The organism is Pseudomonas antarctica (assembly GCF_900624995.1).
Lineage (GTDB): Bacteria > Pseudomonadota > Gammaproteobacteria > Pseudomonadales > Pseudomonadaceae > Aquipseudomonas > Aquipseudomonas antarctica.
This window is the reverse complement of sequence record NZ_UYXQ01000202.1, coordinates 1-4,597: the sequence shown is the minus strand read 5'-3', so window position 1 is coordinate 4,597 and position 4,597 is coordinate 1. Positions and strand designations below refer to the sequence as shown.

The 4,597-nt window shown below is 47.1% G+C and carries 5 protein-coding genes; all 5 read left to right on the top strand.

The window, feature by feature from the left end; translation table 11 throughout:
• Nucleotides 1–785: 785 nt before the first annotated feature.
• The 5 genes from E0F99_RS29035 to E0F99_RS29015 all read left to right on the top strand — a co-directional run bounded on the left by E0F99_RS29035 (nt 786) and on the right by E0F99_RS29015 (nt 4,307).
• Nucleotides 786–1,214, top strand: coding sequence for a contact-dependent growth inhibition system immunity protein (locus tag E0F99_RS29035; protein ID WP_083357671.1), 429 nt, complete (start codon nt 786–788; stop codon nt 1,212–1,214).
• Nucleotides 1,215–1,487: 273 nt separating this feature from the next.
• Nucleotides 1,488–1,988: a hypothetical protein gene (locus E0F99_RS29030; RefSeq protein ID WP_083360399.1), complete on the top strand. Its 501-nt coding sequence runs from the start codon at nt 1,488–1,490 to the stop codon at nt 1,986–1,988.
• Between the two features lie 364 nt (nt 1,989–2,352).
• A complete protein-coding gene (locus E0F99_RS29025) occupies nt 2,353–2,823 on the top strand; it encodes a DUF4265 domain-containing protein (RefSeq protein ID WP_083357672.1) in 471 nt (156 codons plus the stop codon).
• Nucleotides 2,824–3,296: 473 nt separating this feature from the next.
• Nucleotides 3,297–3,827: a contact-dependent growth inhibition system immunity protein gene (locus E0F99_RS29020; protein ID WP_083360400.1), complete on the top strand. Its 531-nt coding sequence runs from the start codon at nt 3,297–3,299 to the stop codon at nt 3,825–3,827.
• 60 nt (nt 3,828–3,887) lie between these two features.
• Complete coding sequence (locus E0F99_RS29015; RefSeq protein ID WP_083357673.1) at nt 3,888–4,307, top strand: hypothetical protein; 420 nt, start codon at nt 3,888–3,890, stop codon at nt 4,305–4,307.
• Nucleotides 4,308–4,597: the final 290 nt, after the last annotated feature.

The following is a 4,597-nucleotide window of genomic DNA, read 5'->3' as shown; positions in this document are numbered from 1 at the left end:
TTGGATTCAGGAAAAGCCAAGGTTCAAGGTGTAACAGTCAAAGTCGGTGTTCCCGCCCCTCGTGCCTGCATCAGCATGGGGTGAGGCTTGGGCCGAGGTCAGGAAAAATGGCCCCCCGAAGAAGGTTGAGTAAGTGCCATTCAAATCTGTCTCCTTTTTTGCTAAAAGCGGGTTCAGTTTTTGGGGTTCTAGTTCCCAAAATGAACAATAACTTCCTTATACCTATTTTAGGCAAGAAAACACCTTATGGAACTGCGTTGGGTATTTATCTTGGTGGGGTCGGCTATAAAGGGTATGGTTTTTACGAGGATGCTAAGGGTGAGAGTAATTAATTTGATTTCCTCGATATTCATGGGCGCTGGGATTTTGGTCCTCATGTTGTCTGTGGGGTGTTTGATGGCGCTTGTGCCGGTGCTCTTCGTGTCGGCGGGCTTCGAAATAGAGTTTAATGTAGTGTTTTTGTGGTTGGGCATTCCATTGTCAGTTTTGTTTGTGGGTGTGTGGTTTTATAAATATAGTGATTTCGCGAGAGCCGTTATTTTCAGGCGTTGATGTAAAAAACGGGTCAGACCAGAATGGCACTTACTCAACCTTTCTTCGGGTGACCATTTTTCCTGACTTCGGCCCTTGCCGCCGAACGCGTCAGTAAAAAGGGGACGACTAAAAAGGGGGCAAATTTATTTGGTTTTCCGAAGTGCTGTGTTGCTTAAATAAATTAGTTCCTTTTTGTCTTTTTTTGGTGCTTTTGGGGGCCCGCCTATTGAATCTCTAAGTGGTGCCGGTATATGAGAAAGACATTTCGTGAAATAGATGAGGGTAAGGGGTTTAAGTGGGAGGTTGAGCCTGATCCTGATGAGTCTGCGCTGGAGTCATGGCACAGGTCGATTCTGGACACTCAAATAACGGACCTTGATATAGGCGACCTTTGCAGAGCGGTCAGGCAAGATTTGTATACACCGGAATTACTGCCTGTTGTGGTTCGTGAGTTGGATAAGGAAGTGCTGGTAGGGTTTTTGGATGAAGCCGAGTTGTTAAAAGGAACCTCAAAATTGTCGGAGGCAATCTGGGCGAAAAATTTGCTGCTGACGCAAAAAGTGTTGAATATTCTGCGGCGAGATAAAGAGCTTATTGCTGCGGAGCCTCGCGCTGTCGAATATGTCGAATATGCTCAGGCGCTAGAGAGGAAACTGCTGGGAGCGCTTAATGGTAAATGACAAAAAGGTGTGAGGCGGGTCAGGTCACGCTTTTACAAATAGTAAAAGGGGACAGATTTGAATGGCACTTACTTAACCTTTCTTCGGGGGGCCATTTTTCCTGATCTCGACCCTTGCCGCCGAACGCGTCAGTAAAAAGGGGGCGACTAAAAAGGGGACAGATTTATTTGGTTTTCCGAAGTGCTGTGTCACTTAAATAAATCTGTCCCCTTTTCTGTTCCACTTTAATGGCAAGGTCGTCGGACCTGGGATCTTAGATAAATGGGTGTGAGCATGTCGAACGACGTTTGTGGCTATGTTCATCCGTCGCCAAGTCCAGCTGCTTGGAGGGCGTTAGATGACTATATTTTAGAGAGTGAATTGGGGATATTTAAAATTAACAGCGCTGAGCTATCTAACTATCCGCCTGATTTTTTACCAAGTGAAGGGACCTTCGTCTTTTTAATTGGAGACAGGCCTGGCTACCCTAATGCTACCTATTTGACGGACTATGATGAATACGATCCATTGACCTCAGATATTGGATTTCCGAGCAAACCCCAAGACAGAGTTGCGATTCTATTAGAGGCGATTACTGAGATTGCTTCGATTTGCAAGGCCGAGAAAATAGTTTTTTCAATCTCGGACAGTAGTCAAATAGAGGCGGTTAGGCGTATTGACATGTCGGACCTGTATGAGGTGGTTTTATCTGACTTTGAAAAACATCAGGCACCTCCAGATACACTATACGAAGTGTTTTGCGGGGATGTCTGTAGCGATGTTGTTAAACGCTAAAGCGGGGGCGGATTTGAATGGCACTTACTTAACAGCTAACCAGCTGATATGGCTACAAAAAAAATGAAAAAGACCGTCCTTGGTCTACGGTGATAGTTGCGAACACACACCACGAGAACAAGGACAGCCCGCGTGAATCGTAGACGCCAAATCGTCAGGCATCAAAGTAAAAAGGTGACAGATTTATTTGCTTTTTCAAAGTGCTGTGTTGTCGCATAAATAGATCTGTCCGCTCTTTCTGCCTTTTTCTGCTAATCACACGCTGCAGCGCTTAAAAAGGCGCACAAGACTTTCCTGTCAATCCCTCGCCATGGTATCGTGGTGAATGGCCCCCTTCCCACTGGTAAACGAGTAGAGCATATATATGAAGTGTCAGGCCGGAGAATATGAAGCTGTTCATAAAGCGCCTGTTTGGCGTGATCGTGCCAACTTCATATTTGTCGCTCATCTTGGAACCAAGGATGGAAGTAACGAATGGGAACAGTTATGGGGGCAGAAAACAGCCGCTCAGAGATTTATTCTGTGCTGTATTCCTTTCTTTGCTCAAGACATTGCTCTTGGCGACGAAGTAGAAACGAATGTTGACTTTGTAGTCCAACGAGTTATTCAGCATGGAGGGCAAACCACCTTCAGGGTATGGTTTGGTGCCCACGATAAAACTATACGCGAAGCATTGATGCTAGAGATTGAGACCATGAACCCATTAATGGAATGGTCTTCAGAGAATCTGCTCGCACTTAGCCTTTCTGATGGGATCGAAGCGCAGCGCATGGCCGATTATTTGCATGCGCGTGAGGAGCAAGATTTGCTTAAGTATGAAACTGGGCGGCGCTGATATTTAGGCGCAAAAGAAGCAGATAGCGCTAAAAAGGGGGAGATTTATTTGCTTTTTAGAAGTGCTGTGTCGTTTAAATAGATCTGTCCCGAATGGCACTTACTTAACAGCTAACTCGCTGATATGACTACAAAAAATGAAAAAGGCCGTCCTTGGTCTACGGTGATAGTTGCGAGCACACACCACGAGAACAAGTAAAGCCCGCGTGAATCGTAGACGCCAAATCGTCAGGCTTCAACAGCAACGCATTCAGCAGCACACCAAAAACAGCAATGCCCATGCGTTCTTTAAGCTGCTAGCCGATCCGAAGTAGAAAGGGGACAGATTTATTTGGTTTTCCAAACTGCTGTGTCGCTAAAAATAAAACTGCCCCCTTTATGTCCCCTTTTTTCATAAGATTGGATCAAATCAATAGCGCCATTGAGTAGGGCCTGGCAAAGGCGTTACGGTAGATGTCACTAAGGTGGATTAAGATGACTGACGTCGTAAAAACAGCTTGGGCAGATGCGAAAATAAATACAGATTTTATTTTCGTAAACACTTTTTCTGGCTATCGAAGTAGCCGAGCGGACCCGCAAGGTGTGGAGCATTTTTTCAGCCCTGACGCTGCCGATAATGAGCTAGGCTTTGCGCTGCTTGACGCCTTGGCGCATAGTCGGTTTGTGCTTCCCGAGCCGCGGAAGGATGTTTGGATTCATCCTGAAGCTACTTTTGATAGGGCGTTATATGACTACAGCTTGACCAATCAACGATATGATCAGTGGGTTGGCAGCACGTTGAAGCGCTATGGCTACAAGACTAAGCGTGCATTATTTAAAGAGATGAAAAAATGCAGTATCGAAAGTAAGAAGGACCAGATAATCATTCGTCCTAGCCATCATGAAAAGCTAGAAGTCTGGAGTGGCAAGGGACTAAGTGAGAGTGATTATGTCATTATCCCCAGCGGTAGTAGCCCTGCTGCTGTAGGTGCAGCCTTACGCTTAGCTTTTAGTCGATGTACTTAATGGGGGGAATGGGACCAGACCCTGAGGAATCTCCCATTTTTAACATTCAATAGGTGGCTGATGTTTGAAACGTACAAAATATTACTGACCTCAGCTCTTTCTGAAGACTATTGGTCGGATGTAGGCATCGATATTGCCAGCGCTCACGTCTCTCAATTTGATCATGCAGACTGGCGCGCGCTTGAGGTTGTGTTTTTACTGAAGCCCGAGACGTGGCGAGGTCGATGTGCTGAATCTCTAAGCGATACGCGTGATGCGCGAGCCCTGAGGGTGTTGTTGAAATTGGTTGAAGCTAAAGAGGAATCCGTCGTCATTCATGCGCTCGAGTCACTCGATGCGCTTTTTTTTGCAGGCTATATTCATGACGCGCGGCCGATAGTGGTGGCTTTAGGTGAAGGATTTGAGCCCTCGACACGCACTATAAAATTAATGGCGGCGACATTAGTCAGGAAATGCGGGCACCCGAATAGAGCAGGTTGAATGGGGCGGCATCGACTGCGATGCGGGTGTTGTGGTCTGGCAGGTGCACCGCGGTGATCTCTTCGCAGCCTCGCTGAAGCTCGACAGCTCCCACATTTGGCCTTGGGGGGGGGCTCGATCATTGTGTTGTCAGCCACTCGGCCGAGGCCTTAAACGCCCGCTCGGACCCCAATCCCCGACTCGGCAACACTGTTCCAGTGTTGTTTCATCAAGCTTTGGCCAACCCCACCCGCCACTGCGCCGGCGGCAGCAAGCCATTCACCAGGTAATTGCCGCCGATCCGAGACCTT